Raw genomic sequence first — 15,661 nt, 5'->3', positions numbered from 1 at the left:
GTGCTTAATATTGCAACATCGACACATTGACACGCGATATTCCCTTGGCATACCATCTGAATGCCAACATAAGAAATGGGGATCGAGATGAGGAAAAAAATGAAGCATCTGGTGATGCCGCTCGTCGGATTGACGATGCTCTGCGCGCCCGTTGCGAGCAACGCTCTCGCACAGGATCATGAGAAGATTAACCTCCGGCTGGCCTGGGTCGCCGGCGGCGTGGATGCGCCGATTTTCGTTGCAGCCGCCAAGGGATACTTCGCCGAAAAGGGCCTCGACGTGAACATCGTCGACGGCAATGGCAGCACCGGCACCATTCAGGCCGTCGGAAGCGGTGATTTCGAAATCGGCATTGCCGGCCTCGGCGCGCTGGCGCAGGCGCAGCAGGCAGCCGGCGCCGATACAATCGTTGCCGTGGCCGGTCTGCTCCAAAAGGACCCGACATCGATCATCAGCCTCAAGGGCTCCGGCATCAACAGCCCGAAGGATATCGAGGGCAAGCGGCTCGGTACCGATGCGGGTAATTTCGAGGACGGCATGATCAAAGCCTTCGCCGAGGCCAATGGCGTCGATATGAACAAGGTCAAGGTCATCATGATCAATGGCGGCGGCGACCGGGTCGCGCTTTTGAAGGGCGATGTCGACTTCATCAACGGCTGGGCCAATCCGGATGGCGACAAGGTCGCCGAACGGGCCGCCATCGAGCCGCCCATGCTGTTTGCCGATTACGGTGTGAACATTTTGGGTTCGAGCGTCATCGTTCGAAAAGACTATCTGACGAAACACGGAGATGCCGTTCGCGGTTTCCTGGCCGCTCTGCAGAAGGGCAAGGCCGAAGCTGCGGCCAATCCCGACGAAGCGCTGAAGATGTTGATGGAAGCCCGCCCTGACTCCAACGAAGAAGGGATCAAGGGCGAGATTAAGAACATGCCGAAATACGAGCATACGGCCGCTTCCGAGGGCAAGCCCTATGGCTGGGTCGCCGAGCAGGACATTACTCTGACGATCTCGCTTCTTGAGAAATACAGCGGCATGGCCCCCGGCCTGACCCCCGCCAAGATTTATGACGGATCCTACCTGCCGGCCAATTGATGCGCTCCCGGGTGGCGCGCGCGCCACCTTCATCTCATCGAAATGCCCGCAGGGGCGCGGACTTCCCCATGGATCTCGGACTGAACAACAAACACGCGTTGGTACTTGGCGCCAGCCAGGGGATGGGCCTTGCTGTCGCCAAGGCGCTTCTTGCCGAAGGCGCGAGCGTCACGCTCAGCGGCCGCTCGCCCAATCGTCTCGAAGCCGCGCGACAGAGCCTGCCCGAGGATCAGCAGGCCAGGTGCTATCTCGCAGTAGCGGATCTTTCCGATCCCGATGCTGCCAGCAAAATCAGCGAAGCCGCACGAAACAAGGGTAGGGTTGATATCCTCGTCAACAATACCGGCGGCCCGCCACCTGGCATTCCCTCGGGAGTCGATGTCGATATCGTTTCTGCGCAGTTCGACGCCATGGTTCGTCCCGTCCTGTCGCTGACACTCGATCTCGTACAGGCAATGCGGGCGCAGAAATGGGGCCGGATCATCACCATTGCTTCCAGCGGCGTCGTCCAGCCCATCCCGCATCTGCCGATTTCCAACGCGCTTCGTTCGACGCTCGTTGGCTTCATGAAGACCCTCGCCGGTGAAGTGGCGAAAGATGGCGTGACCGTCAACATGCTGCTACCGGGGCGGATCGCAACCTCAAGAACCCGATCGCTCGACGCGGCCCAGGCCGAACGCAGCGGACGACCGGTCGAGGATATCAGCGCAGAATCAGCCGCAACCATTCCGGCCGAACGCTACGGCACCGTGGAAGAATTCGGCGCCGTCGCAGCATTTCTCGCCGGGGTACCGGCAAGCTACGTCACCGGCAGCATGCTGCGTGTCGACGGCGGCGCCATTCGCTCGATCTGAATGGGCGGCTCGCCCGTACGGAATTTCTCGGCCCCGGGGCCTCACAGGAGATGGGTCAGACCCAGATGCAGAGATGAACGCCATTCCATCACAACACAGCATTCCCAAGGTGACGTCGAAGCACATCGCCATTTCCGGCGTCTCGAAAACCTTCGAGACCCGCAAGGGTACGGTGCATGCGCTTCAAGACATCAATCTGTCGATTGGTAAGGGCGAGTTCGTCTCGGTGCTCGGACCGAGTGGCTGCGGCAAGAGCACGCTGATGATGCTGCTTGCCGGCCTGACATCGGTATCGCTCGGCCGCATCATGGTCGGCGACAAGCATATCGACGGACCCAACGCAGAAGCAGGCGTCGTCTTCCAGCAAGACGTGCTGCTTGAATGGCGCACCGCCCTGCAGAATGTTCTGCTACAGGCGGAAGTCCGCAAATCCGATATGGCCCAGGCGAAAGACAGGGCGCGTCAGCTGCTCAAGATGGTTTCGCTCGAAGACTTCGAGGACGCCTATCCGAAGGAACTGTCCGGCGGCATGCGCCAGCGCGTATCGATCTGTCGGGCGCTCTTGCACCGGCCGCCGCTTCTGTTGATGGACGAACCTTTCGGTGCGCTCGACGCCATGACCCGCGACCAGTTGCAGATCGATCTCCTGCGTCTCTGCGCCGATAACGAGATGACGGTCTTCTTCATCACCCACTCGATCCAGGAAGCGATTTTCCTCAGCGACCGGGTGGTCGTCATGTCGCCGCGTCCGGGCCGCATCGAGCGGATCATCGATATCGACCTGCCGCGCCCGCGGCGACTTGCCATGCGCGAGGATCCGAAATTTTCCGCCTATACGCGGGAGCTGACGGCGATCTTCAAGGGACTTGGCGTTTTTCGCGAGGAGTATTGATCATGGCACCGATTGCCGACACTCACATCGAATACCGCCAGAACCTGGTTTCACGCGCCCTCGGCGCAGTTCCTCCGGCACTCTGGGCCCTTGCCGGCCTCCTTATCATCTGGGAGCTCTGCGTCCGTATTGCTCAGGTTCCCGCTTTCATTCTTCCTCCACCCTCGGACATATTCGAGGAAATCGTCAAAAACGCACATCGCCTGGCGCCGAACGCGCTGGTTACAATGAGCGAAGTGCTGCTCGGCTTCCTGTGTTCCGTCGCCGTCGGCGTGCCACTGGCGGTCATGATCGTCTATTCACGCTTTATGGAAAAGGCGATCTATCCGCTGATCGTCGCCAGCCAGACGATTCCGAAGGTTGCCATCGCGCCCTTGATGCTGACCTGGTTCGGCTACGGAATGGCCCCGAAGATCGTCATCGTGGTCCTCTTGTCCTTCTTCCCGATCGTCATCAATTCGGTCATGGGACTGAAGTCTGCCTCGCGGGAGATGATCTACCTGTCACGCTCCATGGGTGCGAGCGGCTGGCAGACCTTCTGGAAGTTCCGCCTGCCGCAGGCACTTCCCAGCATCTTTGCAGGTCTGAAGCTTGCAACGGCGCTGTCAGTCATCGGCGCCATCGTCGCCGAATTCATCGGTGCGGATAAGGGTCTCGGCTACCTGATCCTGATTGCCGGCGCGAATTTCGACATTGCTCGCCAATTCGCCTCCGTCGTGGTGATCTCGCTCATCGGCGTCGTGTTCTTTGCCGTGCTGGAACGGATCGAGCGGATCGCCATCCCCTGGAAGGAGAGCACGGCCGTTGCGGACAGGGGATAGGGCTGCAAGCTAGGTGTAATGAGCGCGCCGCCCAACGGGCGGCGTTTTCTTTTCGGCTGCACTGATCGCGGATCGCCAGTGACCGACGAAGCACCCAAACGACGAAGCCCAGCTCTCTGGCCGGGCTTCGTCGTTAATGCTCATCGGATTATGGAATCAGAGATCGAGAACAAGCCGGCCGCTCCTAGCGCCCGAGCAGCAGATCATGATGAGCTTGTTGGAAGCCTGTTCGCGCGCTGAGAGAACATTGTCCTTGTGATCCGGCACACCCTCGACAACACGAGTTTCGCAGGTACCGCAGACGCCCTCCCGACAGGAATAGGCGACGCGAATGCCGGCGTCCTGCAGGACGTCCATGATCGTCCTGCCCGCCGGGACGAGAAATTCCTTACCAGAACGCTTCAGAACCACCGTGAAGGAGGTGGTCGACTGCTCGACCGTGGCCGAAAAATGCTCGACATGAACCGTCTCGTCCCGACGTGCTGCCGCCGCATTCTTGAAGGCGTCGATCATCGGGGCCGGGCCGCAGCAGTAAAGATGCGCATCGTCAGGAGAGGATGCGACGAGGTCCGCAATCTGCAGGGCTGCACCCTTCTCGTCGTCGAAATGGAACAGGACGCGGCCGGGCTCGATTGCCTCCAGGTGCTCGAGTTCTCTGACGAAGGCAGCGCTTCGGCGGCTGCGTCCGGCATAGATGAGCTTCCAGGTCTTCGAAAGCGCTTCCATGCGACGGATCATCGCGACGACAGGTGTAATGCCGATACCACCGGCGAAGAAGACGGTCTGATCCGCGTCTTCTTCCAGAGCGAAATTATTGCGTGGCGGCTGAACCGTGACGATATCGCCGACCCTGGCGGTCTCGCAGAGATAGGCCGAGCCACCACGGCTCGACGCGTCCCGGTTGACGGCGATCACATAGCTTTTCGGCCTATGGCCGTCGCTCGTCAGCGAGTAGCTGCGGGAGAGATCGCCGGGCAAGGCAAGATCGATATGGGCGCCCGGCGCAAAGGAAGGCAGCAACCCACCATCGGGCGAGACGAGTTCGAAGGAGCGGATCGTTTCCGCTTCATAACGGATCGCCAGGATCCGCAGGGAAAGAACCGCGGGTTCAGCCATATCGCTCCTTTGCTCCTGAACGGGCTCGCTCGTCGGGATGGATGGGACCGGCGCGTTTGCCGCACCGCTCACATGGGGGTAGCTGCCGTCCATCATTCGGCGGCCGACAGCTTCGGTCGATAACCCTTGATCGCAGCCATCTTTTCCTCATAGCCCTCGAGCCAATCGGTACCGTGGGGCACGACGATGTCGCCGCCGCGGGCATCACGCGCCAGTTCCGGCTGGCGGACGATATCTGGAAGCTTGCCGCTTTCGGCATATTCCTTGGCTGCGTCGAGCATGACGCGGCGCGTCAGGATGACCATGCGGTCTGAAGCGGCGAGATGCTCCATATCGCGATCGACGACAAATCCCATGGACTCCTGGATGGCCTGGTCCTGCAGCGGCACACCGACGATGCCGGTATAGCTGTCGCCATTACGCTGCCACTCGCGGTCGATCCCGTAATCGTTGGAGCGATCCTTGACCGGGCGCCAGCGACCTTTCCAGTCGGTGGTGTTGGGATGGTATTCAAGCGGCCGGGCAAGGCCGCCGACCGGCGTCCCATCCTTGTATTTCAGGTTCTTCTTCCGGCCATCCTTGCGACCAAGATCGATGTTGAAGATCATGGTCGAGGTGTCGTCGATCGGAACCCAGGCGTTGGCGGTAATATTGCCTTCGATCTCGCCACCCGGATAGGTGACCCAGAAGGGGAAGACATAGCTCGCGAAACGGTGGTGTTCGGTTCCCTCATAGGCGTTTCGCTGCGCCGAATACATGGTCCCGAACGGCATGACCGAGACGTTGATCTTCGGCGCCTTCTCGGTGACGGTGAAGACTTCCGGATCGCTGAGATCGAGCTTCTCTCCATCGATACCGCCGACATGCAGGAAGCCCAGATGCGATGTGTCGATATCGCCTTCGAGCGCCTGCATGTAATTGCAGTCACGGTGGGTCAGCGCGATGTTGCGGTCGTCGCCCTCGGCCATGATGGCTTCGAGCTCCGGCAGTTCCGGCGGGTTGGCCTGCTCCTCGCCCATATAGGCAAAGACGAGACCGCCGGATTCCTTGACGCGATAGGCAATCGCCGGCGTACCGGCCGGATATTTCGACTTGTCCTCGAGGTTCGGCTGGTCGAGACATTTGCCGGTGACGTCGAATTTCCAGCCGTGATAGGCGCAGCGAATGCCGCCCATTTCATTGCGCCCGAAAAACAGCGATGCACAGCGGTGCGGGCAGCGATGGTCGAACACGCCAACCCTGCCCTCGCTGTCGCGGAAGGCGACGAGCTTTTCGCCGAGGATCATCAGGCGTATCGGATCGCCGTCCGCCTTCAGCTCCGACGACATGCAGACCGGTATCCAGAACTGGCGGAAGAAATTGCCCATCAACGTGCCCTTGCCGACGCGGCAGAGCTGTTCGTTTTCCTCGGCAGTGATCATGCTTGTCTCCTTGATGTCATCGGCTGGAAAGAGGTTCCAGAACGCGCACGCGTTCCAGGTTGGCCCGCGAGATGTCGACGGCCGCTTTCGTCTCCGCAGCATTCATCATGGGCACATCGCGAAAGTGGTCAGGCGGATAGAAGGTCGCCTGCCGGTAGTAGGGCCGGTACATCTCGAAACGGGCGCGCAGCAGCGGATTGTGAGTTCCGGTATCGGTGCGGCGATCGAGGCGGAGCCTGTCGATGTCGATTATGCCGGAAACGCCGACACCTTCCGCAGCACTTTCCTCAAAGGCGATGGTGTCGCCGAAATGATCAAGAATATGCGAGCGGCCGCCGAGGATGGAGTTGTCGGGCGAAAAGCCGATCGGTCCTGCGACATTGGCGCTGATCAGATAACACATGTTCTCTGTCGCGCGCGCGACCTTGGCCGCCTCTTGGCCCGTCGTGAACTTGGAGTTGGTCGGATGCAGGATCACTTCAGCGCCCTGCATCATGTAACAGCGGGCCACCTCAGGAACATTGATTTCGCCGCATGGGATCAGCGCCAGCCGCCCCAGTTCGGTATCGGCAATCGGGAACACCTGGTCCTGGGGTGTCGCACGTAGATAGTCGGACATGAAATCATGAACCGAGGGAAAGGCCGCCGTATTGACGCGGCGGTAATTGACGACGATCTCGCCGTCGCGTCCGATCAGAAAGGACGAATTGAAGTAACGGCCGGGCCACTCGGGCGGCGCTTCGAACATGTTGCCGGCGATATAAATTTCTTCGCGCCTGGCAAGCGCCTGCAGCGGGGCGGTCAAAGGACCGGGGATCGTCGAGCAGGCTCTCTGGATCCAGGGGGTCACGGTCATGGAAAGCGGTGGCCCCTGCAGGGCAAATTCCGGAAACACGACGAGATCCGGCTTCTCGTTCGACGCGCAAGCCGTCTCGATCAGGCCGATCAACCGGTCGAGATTGCGCCTAATGACGGCACGCGCCGCCTCGTCGTCGGATGCCTGTGTTGCCCGTTCACTTCGCATTTGGATACTGGTTGCGCGCCAGGGTTTGACAGCCACTATCGATCTCCATTTGTTGGCAGACACACTGCACGCCATTGGTATACCAAGCTTTTAGCGCGGCTTTTACCGTTTGCCAAGCCCTGTTTCACAACGGATTTTCGCGAAAAGGCGCAGGTTGGTGGGATCCTTCGCAGAAAACAGGGGTTTGGAATACCAAGATTATTCCTATCGTCTTCCAGTCGAGCACAAGCTGGGTTAGTGGATAGAAGACTTTGATCGGGGGTGAGCATGACCGAATCTGACCATGACCAGTTTGCCGAAGCGCTTTCGTCAGAACGCGCGAACCTGACCGGGCAGGTCTACGAGCAGCTGATCGACATTCTGATCCGCGGTGAGCTGCGGCCGGGCGATGTCATCGTCGAACGGCGCATGGCCGATCGATTGAACGCCTCGCGCACGCCGATCCGGGAAGCTCTTGGCCGACTTGAAGCGGAAGGTCTTGTCTACAAGCAGCCGGGCCGTGGCGTCACCGTCAGCCCGTTTTCGACGGAAGCTTTCGTCGAGCTGCTGCATGTGCGCCAGCTCCTGGAATCGGAGGCTGCTCGACTTGCCGCAGGCCGCATCCCCCAGGCACGCATCGAGGAGATCCGCGCAGCACTCCAGGAGCTCGGCAACAAACCGGCCCCGTCACTCAGCGAGATCTGGGAAATCGACGACATGCTGCACGGCGAAATCGCCGACGCGGCGGGCAACGCGCTGCTGGCCGGCATGATCCGCGACCTGCGCCGGCGCACCCATGTCTTCAACGCCTATCGTAATCCGTCGAAGTACAAGTTCGGCGTAGAGGAAAATGCGGCACTTCTCGATGCCATTTCGAGTGGCGATCAGGAGATGGCCCGCAAGGCGATGGCCCACCACATCGAAAGCGTCAAACTTGCCATCATCGACCGGTTGGCAGGCAGCGCCCGCTAGCCTGACAATCGCCCCAGAATATGTGGTGCCTGGTATCGTGTCATCCTCGACGCGGTATATAGCGGCCGTAGCCCGGCGTTTCGGTTACGGCGGCGCCGTCGAAGACCTTGCGCCCGCGAACGAAGGTCGCCGAAGGTCTGACCGAGAATATCATGCCCTGATAGGCGCTCCAGCCAGGACCGTCCGGATTTGCGTTGGCGTCGTAGACATAATTCTCTGGCGCGAGCACGGCGATGTCGGCATCAAAACCCGGAGCGATGCGCCCCTTTTTTGAAAGCCCGAAGAACCGCGCCGGGCGATCGGCAAGATAGCTGGCGGTCAGCAGCGCAGCTTCGACATCGCCCTTGCGCTTTGCCGCCGCAGTAAAGAAGGCCGGCAACATCACTTCCAGTCCCGGCATGCCCGCTGCCACGTCGAAGATCGAATCATTGGTCTTTCGCTCCAGCGGCCAGGCGCTGTGATCGGAAGAGACGAAGCTGCAGAGCCCCTCCTCCAACACGCACCAGAGCGCCTCGATCTGCCATGGGCGGATCGGCGGGTTGACCTTGAGCAGCCCTTTCAGGCGCGGCATGTCGATATCGGCGTCGAAGAGGAGATAGTGCACGCACATTTCGGCGGTCGCTTGAACACCTCTGTCGCGATAGGCGCGCACCATCTCGAACCCCTCAGGTACGGAGATGTGAACGATATGGGCGTGGGCGCTCGTCGAGGCAGCGAGTTCGAGAAAGGTGCCTGTGGCAGCAAGCTCGGCCACCGGCGGACGGCTCTGGCTGTGAAATTCGGCACTGATCTTACCCGCCTCCTTCAGGGTTTTCGTCGCATGCGCCACGATTTCCTGATCCTCATTATGCAGGCCGAGCGGAAGGCTCGTGCCCTCCAGCGCATGCAGCAAGGTTAGCGTCGCGGCATTGTCGATGCGGGGAAAGCGATCCGGGTGCGCCTCGAAGGACGAAATCTTGAAGGCGCAGACCCCGAGATCGACAAGCCCTCTGATATCGGAAAGGTCAGGTATCGGCGGGACCGTGCCATACAGGGCGACGTCGCAGACGGCATGCTGGTGGATGGCGCTGACCTTTTCCTGGAGCACTGACGCTGTCGTGACCGGGGTTGGATGGTCGTATGGCATATCGACGATCGTGGTGACGCCGCCGATCACGGCAGCCTTCGTCGTCGGCGCCATGCCGGGAAAGCCGATCTGGCTTCCTGCATGGGTCTGACCGTCGACCGCTCCCGGCAAAAGCCAGGCCGCGCCAAAATCCTGCGTTTGAGGCGCCGCTGGCGCCTTGCCGGTCCCGACCGCCGCGATCATCCCGTCGGCAACGGCAACCCAGCCGTTCTCGATGAGACCCGACGCCGCTACCACCCGACCTTTTAGAACCAGTTCCGTCATTTCGCCGACTCCTCTGCTCTTCCGCCGCGTTTTATTTTTTGGCGTGCAATTGGCATTCCTTTGGTGTACCAACTCGGAAACACCTTTAAAAGACCCCTTCAAAATTTCAGGAAGAGCGAGACTGAAAATGATCTATGACCTGACGATCCTGTCGCTGCAGCCGAATACACTCGGCGTCGTCATGCCCGTATTGCCGGAGACCTACGCGAGCTTTTCTGCGACCGGCAGGCCGCTCGGGGCCTTTGCCTGCGAGTTCGGCACACTGAATCGCTTCGCCTTCTTGACGGCCTATGAGGGGGTAGAGGCGATTGCGGAAGAGCGCGCCAGACTGATGACGGCAGAAGATCCCTATAAGATCGGCGCGCATCTCGCGGGTGTGACGAGCACGGCCTTCAAGCCGCTGTCCTTTGCAAAGCCGATTTCGCCGGGGACCTACGGTCCTTTTTATGAGTTCCGCACCTACACGCTCGCCCCCAACGGCCTAGCCGAGACGGAAGCTGCCTGGGCCAAGATCATCGATCGCCGCTATGAAATGTCGCCGCTCCTAACCAACATGGCATCCATCGAGGAAGGACCGCAAAAGATGGTACATATCTGGCCGTACCAGACGATCGAAGCCCGCATGGCGGCGAGAGCGCAGGCGAGTAAGGAAGGCATCTGGCCGCCGCCAGGCGGCTCCGGCAGACTGACCAACCTGCGGTCGGAACTGTTTGTCGCAACCTCGTTCTCGGATCTGAAATAGGCATGGGCATCGCAGGTCGTCTCCGCGAACTCGGCATCGAACTTCCCCCTCCACCTGCTCCGATTGCCCGCTTCCTTCCGTCCGTGGAAGCGGGCGGGCTTCTGTTCTTGTCCGGACTTGCTCCCCTCGATGAGAATGGGAAACCCTACACAGGCGTCGTCGGCCGCGATTATAGCGCCGATCAGGCCCAGCACTTTGCAAGGCTGGTCGGCATCAACCTCCTATCGGTTGCCCATGCCAGTCTCGGTAGTCTCGATCGGGTCGCACGGGTTGCGAAAGTCTTTGGCATGGTCAATGCAGTACCCGATTTCACGTGCCACCCCTTCGTGATCGACGGATGCTCCAATCTCTTCTTCGAGGTCTTCGGTGAGCGCGGCATGCATGCCCGTACCGCCATGGGAGCTGGTTCGTTGCCGGGCGGCATTCCGGTCGAAATCGAAGCGGTGATCGAGGTCCTGCCGTCTTCGCCTTTTTATGCTTGAGCAGCAGGCAGCTGGAGCAATTTGCCTCGAAGGCCCTCGCAAGCGAAGTCTATCCGCAAATGAACTTCAGGCAGCTTTCTTCCGCATTTATCCAGCGAGAAAAACGCTTTGGCTCTCCCCGTTCGAAAGCGGACCAGGGAGAGCTTTTCCCAGGCCTTGCGGTTTTCCAGGCCGAGCCTTTTACTCTCAGCTTTATTCGGGCATTACCAATCGAATGATTGCGATACAGAAAATCTAAATTTCAGCAAAATGTTACTAGCGTCGCAGCGCTGTTCACGAAAATTATTATATTACTTTCGGTTGCATTTTGACGCAAACCTCGCAATGATCATCCGTGACCGGAGGTTCCAGCCATGAAGGCCAAGTCGCCCACATCGATCGATGCCTATGTCGGCAGCAGAGTGCGGGCGCGCCGCAAGCTGCTCAGGCTATCACAGGCCGGACTTGCCGAACGGATCGGCGTCACCTTCCAGCAGATCCAGAAGTATGAAAAAGGCATAAACCGCATTGGCGCGAGCCGGCTGCAAACGATCGCCGAGACATTGGGCGTACCCGTTCAGTTCTTCTTCGAAAATGACACCGAGCCGACCACCTATAACCTTGTCAGCAACGGCAGGGATGATCTGAATGCGTTTTTGGCGTCGAAGGACGCCCAAGCTCTCAATCGCGCCTTCATGGCGATCGAGAGCCCGGCTATCCGCCAGAAGCTCGTCGCCCTTGCCAAGAGCCTGGCCAGGAACACCCACCCTGATATCGATGTCATTCGTCCAGAAACCGGCGCCTGAGGGCTTTCGTGATCCATCTCCAGACCTTTGGCGAATTGCGACTGACAGACGGCCTGGGAGCGCCGATCCGCTATCCGGTCAAGGCTCTGGTGATGCTCGCCTATCTGTATTGCTCGCCGGATTACCAGCGCAGCCGACAAGAGCTCGCGCGATTCTTGTGGAACGAGACCGGAGATCATCTTGCCGATCTCAATTTGCGGAAGTTGATTTCACGCATTCGCGACACAGCGACAGGACCCGACGAACAGATACTGAATTTCGGGCCACCTTTCGTCAGCCTGAACAAGAACGTCCTGTCGGTTGATCTCGACATATTGCGCAAGGAAGAGCAGCCGGTGGCGCAATTGGCGGCCGTCAGCGATCTCGTACAACGTGGCTTCATTGCCGGTCTCAGCGCATCGACCAAGGCAATCGATGGATGGATTGAGCGCGAACGGCAGCTGCACCTGCTCACCTTAAGGGATATTTTCGTCAGGGCTGCAGATCATATTCGTGATGACGAGGAACGTCGCCTTCTGCGCCGCTCGGGACTTCAACTTCTTGAAGTCTTTCCCGGTGACGAGCAAATCCGATCGATCCTTCGTGGCACGGCAGAGGATCATCCGCAACGCCGCCCGCAGGCGGCGAGAGCCGTGGCAATGGCACGCAGTCTCATCGCCGAGCAGCAAGACGCCGGCATGCCGCAAATCATAACGGCGACATCTGTGCCGCGGCTCGTACTGCTGCCCCCCGGTGCGGCGGCCCTGACACGGGAGTCGGCAATTGCCGACGCCCTTATCGAGGACGTCACGATCGAGCTCTGCGCCCTGCGCAACATATCCGTCGTCGCACCCCATACAGCCGAGCAGATCCGCCGCGACTCCGACAAGGCTACCATCGTTCAACGGCATTCGATTTCCTACCTCCTGGACACACGGCTTTCCGGAGAGGGGCTTTATGCACAACTCATCTATTTTCCAACCGACGAGATCTTGTGGGCAGCCCGATTTGACATGGCGGTCGAAACGCTGCCGACACAGAGGCGCTTGATCGCCCAGAAACTTGCCGACGCCGTCTCAGGACAATTGAAGCGGAACGAAAGCATTCGCCTTCGCAACGAAGCGGATCCGCAGGCCTACCATTCCTATCTCCTCGGTGCCGGTCTGCTTACCAAGCTGAGCTTACCGGATATCCGGCGTGCACGGAAATCCTTCAAGCGCGCACTGCATTTTTCTCGAGACTATGCCCCTGCTTTCACAGGCCTGTCGCGGACATTCACCAGCGAGTGGCTGTTGACCACGCAAGGCGATCCCGCCCTGCTGCAGCTTGCGGAAAATCAGGCACTTCGGGCGATAGAGAGGGATTCAGGATCGGCAGCCGGGCATCGGGAACTTGGCGTAACGAAACTTTACCAGGGTGCTGTCGATGACAGCGTTGCAGCACTCGACCTCGCCGAAAGCCTCAGCCCGCATTATGCCGATGTGATCTATAGCCATGCGGACACGCTGGTCCATGCATCGCGGCCGCAAGATGCGCTGGAGAAAATCAAGAAAGCGATCTCGCTCAATCCGATCGCACCCGACGCCTATCTCTGGTGCGCGGCTGGGGCGAGCTACTTCCTTGAACAGTACGAAGAGGCGCTCGCCTATGTCGATCGGATGAAAGACAAGGCACCGGCCTATCGCATCGCGGCCGCCAGTTGCGCGATGATCGGCGATCGAAAACGGGCACAGTTTTATCGGCAACGCGCCGAGCTCCTCAATCCTGCTTTCGAGGTCGAGAAATGGCTCGCCTTGGTGCCCTTCAAGGAGCAGTGGCAAAAAGAGCTTTACCGAGACGGTCTTTTCAAGGCCGGTTTTTCAAAAACCTGAAGGAGAATATTATGGCAAAAGTTGTTGTACTGGGTGTATCGGGCGACAAGGGGCTCTGGCTCGTGGATATCGACGCGGGCACCGTAACGCCGGTCCAGGTGCCTGCCAGCGGCGATCTGGCGGCAGCCGTCAAGCAGCGCGACGCCGGCGGCGTATTCATCAAGAATGTCGATTTCGCAATTGCCGTCTCCTCGGCTGATACGGTCTTCTCCGGCCACGTGGATGGCTGAAGGCGCGCGACGCTGACTTGTCATTCCGATCTTTATTCCGACCGAACAATTGCGCCGCGGGACACATTGTCCCGTGTCGCTCCTTATTTAAAGGCAATGGGCATCACGCGCCTGTCACGACAGACTGATCTCGATTGTGTCGGTCTTCCGGTCTGGTGCGCCTATACACCGAACTCCCGCTCCATTGTCATCGCGCAAGGCAAGGGACTTGAGGATATCGACGCCAAAGTCTCGGCGGCGATGGAGGCCCTGGAACGCGCGGTGGCGGGCGAACCCGTCACCATAACTACGGTTTCGTCGGCACGAGACCTGCGACGCCGGGGCGATTGCGTCGAACCGCTCGATTGCCTGATCGCAAGCGGCGAGCAGGTCGTGGGCGAAGACGAGGAATTGGCCTGGAGCCTGGCAAGCGAGTTGCTTCACGACCAGCCGATCCATGTCCCGCAGGATGCCGCCCTCCTCGATCGAACGCGGCAGAACCGGTTCTGGATGTCGTCGGATGGTCTTGCCTCGGGCAACACCGTGGAAGAAGCAATCTTCCATGGCATTCTGGAGCGCATCGAACGCGACGCCCATGTGCTTTGGCAGATTGCCAGCGATGACAAGCGCTGCGCATGCTGCGTCGATCCCAGGAGTTTTGCCGACGCCGCGCTCTCGGGCCTGATCGACAGGATCGAGGCCGCCGGGCTCATCTTGAAACTCTTCGAGATCACGAGCGATATCGGTATCCCCTGCTATACTGCACTCGTCGCCCCATCAGCGATCGACGGCAAAGTGCCGCTCCGGTTCGTCGAGGTCACCAGCGGCAGCGGCGCACATCCCTGGGCCGTGCGGGCGGCAATCCGCGCCGTAACGGAAGCGCTTCAGTCTAGACTGACCTATATCAGCGGCGCCCGCGACGATGTCTGGCCCGAATTGTTCACAACGCCGCTTCCGGCACAAACCCGCACCACCTTTCTTGCCGTCCCTGCTTCTGTATCTGCGGCCACCATCACAAGACCGGCTGGAAACATATCCGTCCTGCTGCATGACCTGCTGACGCGACTTCGCGCCGGCGGAATCGGCTCGGTGATTGCCCTTCCCCTGACACCTGCAAACCTGCCATTTTCGGTGGTGAAGATATTCATACCCGATCTTGAGAACCCCGGGGGCAACAGGCTCCATCGTTTCGGCCAACGGGCCCTTGCAAGGGCGATGCGCTGGTGAAGGTCGTCTTCATCGGCCCGAGCTTGCCTGACGCAGCAAGCCACGCCGCGACGGATATCGTTCTGCGGCCGCCCGCTGTTCAGGGAGATGTGTTAAGGGCGGTGGAAGATGGCGCAAACGTCATAGGTTTGGTCGACGGCGGCTTTGAAAATACCGCACCGGTTTGGCATAAGGAAATTCTCTTCGCTCTCTCCCTCAATGTCACGGTTCTGGGCGCGGCCAGCATGGGTGCCTTGCGCGCCGCCGAATGCCAAGCATTTGGAATGATCGGTGTTGGCCGGATTTTCAACGACTATGTCAGCGGAACCATCGTCGATGACGCCGATGTCGCGCTTCTGCACGAACCGATGGAGCTGGGCGGCAGACCGCTGACCGTGCCGATGGTCAATGTGAGAAGCACTTTGGACGAGATGGAAAGGCTGCAGCTCTTTGATAAAGCCTTTCGCCTGGCTCTCGAACAAACCGCGGCAAATCTCTTCTTCAAGAAGAGAAGCTGGGCTCTCATCGTTTGCACATGCGCGGCAATACCGGCATCGCAAAAGCCGCATTGGCTGAACATGGTGAAGACCCACGCAATCGATCAGAAGCGGCTCGATGCCCTGGCTCTCCTCGAAGTTGTTCGCAATGCGGATGATCAGCGCGTGCCGATAAATCGCCATTGGGAATTCAGGAAAACCACGCTTTGGTCCGAACAACTAGCCCGCTCAAAAGCCCGGATCCAATTGCACCCATAAAGTGTTTCACGCGTTTTTCACGCACTTTAGTACCGAACTGTCCTTATGGTCATCTATGCAATCTGGAGAAT

At 59.6% G+C, this 15,661-nt stretch carries 16 protein-coding genes; 12 read left to right on the top strand and 4 right to left on the bottom strand.

The genetic code is table 11. The annotated features are described in order from the left end of the window. Positions 1 to 99 precede the first annotated feature (99 nt). The 4 genes from J2X71_RS11525 to J2X71_RS11510 all read left to right on the top strand — a co-directional run bounded on the left by J2X71_RS11525 (position 100) and on the right by J2X71_RS11510 (position 3,659). Positions 100 to 1,092: an ABC transporter substrate-binding protein gene (locus J2X71_RS11525; RefSeq protein WP_310382224.1), complete on the top strand. Its 993-nt coding sequence runs from the start codon at positions 100 to 102 to the stop codon at positions 1,090 to 1,092. A 68-nt stretch (positions 1,093 to 1,160) separates the two neighbouring features. After that, the gene (locus J2X71_RS11520) at positions 1,161 to 1,946 is read left to right on the top strand and encodes an SDR family NAD(P)-dependent oxidoreductase (RefSeq protein WP_310382223.1); all 786 of its coding nucleotides are present in this window, start codon (positions 1,161 to 1,163) and stop codon (positions 1,944 to 1,946) included. Between the two features lie 73 nt (positions 1,947 to 2,019). Continuing rightward, positions 2,020 to 2,838, top strand: a complete 819-nt coding sequence (locus J2X71_RS11515; RefSeq protein ID WP_310382222.1) for an ABC transporter ATP-binding protein — start codon at positions 2,020 to 2,022, stop codon at positions 2,836 to 2,838. Positions 2,839 to 2,840: 2 nt separating this feature from the next. Next, on the top strand, positions 2,841 to 3,659 hold the full coding sequence (locus J2X71_RS11510) for an ABC transporter permease (RefSeq protein ID WP_310382221.1): 819 nt from the start codon (positions 2,841 to 2,843) through the stop codon (positions 3,657 to 3,659). A 156-nt stretch (positions 3,660 to 3,815) separates the two neighbouring features. Here J2X71_RS11510 and J2X71_RS11505 read toward each other — a convergent pair whose 3' ends face one another. From J2X71_RS11505 to J2X71_RS11495, 3 genes are all read right to left on the bottom strand, one after another. After that, a complete protein-coding gene (locus J2X71_RS11505) occupies positions 3,816 to 4,775 on the bottom strand; it encodes a PDR/VanB family oxidoreductase (RefSeq protein ID WP_310382220.1) in 960 nt (319 codons plus the stop codon). Between the two features lie 92 nt (positions 4,776 to 4,867). Next, a complete protein-coding gene (locus J2X71_RS11500) occupies positions 4,868 to 6,196 on the bottom strand; it encodes a Rieske 2Fe-2S domain-containing protein (RefSeq protein WP_310382219.1) in 1,329 nt (442 codons plus the stop codon). 16 nt (positions 6,197 to 6,212) lie between these two features. Beyond that, positions 6,213 to 7,256: a nitrilase-related carbon-nitrogen hydrolase gene (locus J2X71_RS11495; RefSeq protein ID WP_310382218.1), complete on the bottom strand. Its 1,044-nt coding sequence runs from the start codon at positions 7,254 to 7,256 to the stop codon at positions 6,213 to 6,215. Positions 7,257 to 7,487: 231 nt separating this feature from the next. Between J2X71_RS11495 and J2X71_RS11490 the strand changes: the two genes are divergently transcribed. After that, positions 7,488 to 8,171: a GntR family transcriptional regulator gene (locus J2X71_RS11490; RefSeq protein ID WP_310382217.1), complete on the top strand. Its 684-nt coding sequence runs from the start codon at positions 7,488 to 7,490 to the stop codon at positions 8,169 to 8,171. 40 nt (positions 8,172 to 8,211) lie between these two features. Here the strand turns inward: J2X71_RS11490 and J2X71_RS11485 are convergent, their stop codons facing one another. After that, a complete protein-coding gene (locus J2X71_RS11485; protein WP_310382216.1) occupies positions 8,212 to 9,561 on the bottom strand; it encodes an amidohydrolase family protein in 1,350 nt (449 codons plus the stop codon). A 127-nt stretch (positions 9,562 to 9,688) separates the two neighbouring features. Between J2X71_RS11485 and J2X71_RS11480 the strand changes: the two genes are divergently transcribed. The 7 genes from J2X71_RS11480 to J2X71_RS11450 all read left to right on the top strand — a co-directional run bounded on the left by J2X71_RS11480 (position 9,689) and on the right by J2X71_RS11450 (position 15,590). Next, the gene (locus tag J2X71_RS11480) at positions 9,689 to 10,303 is read left to right on the top strand and encodes an NIPSNAP family protein (RefSeq protein WP_310382215.1); all 615 of its coding nucleotides are present in this window, start codon (positions 9,689 to 9,691) and stop codon (positions 10,301 to 10,303) included. 2 nt (positions 10,304 to 10,305) lie between these two features. Further along, positions 10,306 to 10,785, top strand: coding sequence for a RidA family protein (locus J2X71_RS11475; RefSeq protein WP_310382214.1), 480 nt, complete (start codon positions 10,306 to 10,308; stop codon positions 10,783 to 10,785). Between the two features lie 353 nt (positions 10,786 to 11,138). Next, positions 11,139 to 11,570 (top strand): helix-turn-helix transcriptional regulator, encoded by a 432-nt coding sequence (locus tag J2X71_RS11470; protein ID WP_310382213.1) that lies wholly within the window; start codon positions 11,139 to 11,141, stop codon positions 11,568 to 11,570. 8 nt (positions 11,571 to 11,578) lie between these two features. Beyond that, entirely contained in the window at positions 11,579 to 13,420 is a 1,842-nt protein-coding gene (locus tag J2X71_RS11465; protein WP_310382212.1) for a peptide antibiotic resistance protein, read from the top strand. An 11-nt stretch (positions 13,421 to 13,431) separates the two neighbouring features. After that, a complete protein-coding gene (locus J2X71_RS11460; protein ID WP_310382211.1) occupies positions 13,432 to 13,650 on the top strand; it encodes a hypothetical protein in 219 nt (72 codons plus the stop codon). A 48-nt stretch (positions 13,651 to 13,698) separates the two neighbouring features. Next, positions 13,699 to 14,856 (top strand): YcaO-like family protein, encoded by a 1,158-nt coding sequence (locus J2X71_RS11455; RefSeq protein WP_310382718.1) that lies wholly within the window; start codon positions 13,699 to 13,701, stop codon positions 14,854 to 14,856. After that, a complete protein-coding gene (locus tag J2X71_RS11450; protein WP_310382210.1) occupies positions 14,853 to 15,590 on the top strand; it encodes a TfuA-like protein in 738 nt (245 codons plus the stop codon). Before J2X71_RS11455 ends, J2X71_RS11450 begins: the two co-directional genes overlap by 4 nt. Positions 15,591 to 15,661 lie beyond the last annotated feature (71 nt).

The sequence above is a fragment of the Rhizobium sp. 1399 genome (assembly GCF_031455475.1).
Classification (GTDB): Bacteria; Pseudomonadota; Alphaproteobacteria; order Rhizobiales; family Rhizobiaceae; genus Rhizobium.
Note: the sequence above shows the minus strand (reverse complement) of the source record. Positions and strands in the feature narration are given on the sequence as shown.